This window comes from Candidatus Symbiopectobacterium sp., assembly GCF_020054415.1.
Lineage (GTDB): Bacteria > Pseudomonadota > Gammaproteobacteria > Enterobacterales > Enterobacteriaceae > Symbiopectobacterium.
This window is the reverse complement of record NZ_JAHWCO010000287.1, coordinates 1-1,380: the sequence shown is the minus strand read 5'-3', so window position 1 is coordinate 1,380 and position 1,380 is coordinate 1. Positions and strand designations below refer to the sequence as shown.

General features: G+C 46.7%; 1 protein-coding gene and 2 pseudogenes. 1 reads left to right on the top strand and 2 read right to left on the bottom strand.

Annotation, left to right across the window (positions count from 1 at the left end; translation table 11 throughout):
• Nucleotides 1-267: 267 nt before the first annotated feature.
• Nucleotides 268-776 (bottom strand): annotated as a pseudogene (gene sulA, locus QZ506_RS08335) (SOS-induced cell division inhibitor SulA).
• Between the two features lie 62 nt (nucleotides 777-838).
• Nucleotides 839-1,099: pseudogene (locus tag QZ506_RS08330) on the bottom strand (transposase); the annotation flags it as partial.
• Between the two features lie 76 nt (nucleotides 1,100-1,175).
• Between QZ506_RS08330 and QZ506_RS08325 the strand changes: the two are divergent.
• Nucleotides 1,176-1,380 (top strand): transposase (locus QZ506_RS08325; RefSeq protein WP_291970331.1); only part of this gene is annotated, 205 nt, incomplete at its 3' end.

Sequence of the window (1,380 nt, the reverse complement as noted above, 5' to 3'; positions counted from 1 at the left end):
TGTGTTTGATAATGGGATTGTTAGTATGAAGCATGAGAGTTACCTCGCGTTTTGTTTAAGGATTAGACACCCATATCAAAACCGGTAACTCTCAACCTTTCAAGGTCCAGTGTCAGATCTAGTCTCGACTAATACAAATAATAGTTTATTTTGGCGAATCGCAACGTTTATCCGTAATGGTCGACGCGCACCCCACCTGCTTATCCGTGGTTTTAGCGTCAAACACATCAGGATGGCGACACGCAGATGATAAAACTCTTAATTTACTTAATGGTACAGCGTTGAATGAATTTTTAGGCGAGAAAATAGTCCATCCTCTTCTCCGTTTATACACTGTGGTCTCATGATAAACCGTAGGCGTTTCCTTTTTGGGTAGCTTGCCTCAAACGCATACTTTCTTCTTCTGTCAAATGGTGCTCAAGCCAGCATAAGACAACGCTGTAATTTCCCGTTAACAGTGCTTTTTCCATGGCATCCACGGTTTCATTGGGATTGAGTTGATAAGGTTGAATAACTTTATCCAGCGGTAAACTCGATTGCTGTAACCAGTGGCGACTAATTTTTTGTTGTGGGGCCAGCCACAGTAGCCAGCGTGACTGCGCGGCTAATTGTTGCAAAAGGGGAAGTAACAGAAGCGTTGTCATTGGGTGCTCAACACTGTAGTCGATTTCGCTGATGATACCGCTGCCGTATCCCGCAACAGTGTGCCGTGGTATCGGGGCGCTGTGCAGTGAGGCTGGCTGATGACGTTCTGAACGAATAGAGTGCGCACGCATGATGGGTTTCATCCTTAGTGTTACTGTATGTGTATGGGTCTTCCCCGATCATGGTGGGAGACTCATAACCCCATGTTTAACCTGCCGTAATGGAACATCACTGCCACCTTAAAGCGCTCTTTGTTCCGGTATCCTCTGGACTTGATCCGCAGCAGCCTTATCTTGCTGTTTAGTGACTCTGCATTACCGTTTGATACCCTGTGTTTCATGGCATTCAGGGTTCCGTACAGTCGTTTACGTAACGTCCGGGCTGCGCTGCTTAGTAGCGGGACACCAACGTCTTTTGCCATCGCTATCCATTCCAGCCACAGACGTCTGCTGTGTGGCTTTGTTGAATAAATAGAACTTTTGGGTAATCATCGGAGCAGATCACCACAGTTGTTTCAAAATCAGGTCTCCATGGCAAAACAAAATTTTAAAATCACCAACTGGCCCTCTTATAACCAGGCACTCAAGCAGCGCGGGTCTCTAACCGTATGGCTGGATGAATCAGCCATTGCTGCATGGACGGAAAAAAACACTACTGAACGGCGTGGAAGACCGCTCCACTACTCAGATATGGCCATCACCACAGTCCTGATGATGAAACGCGTGTTCGGCCTTT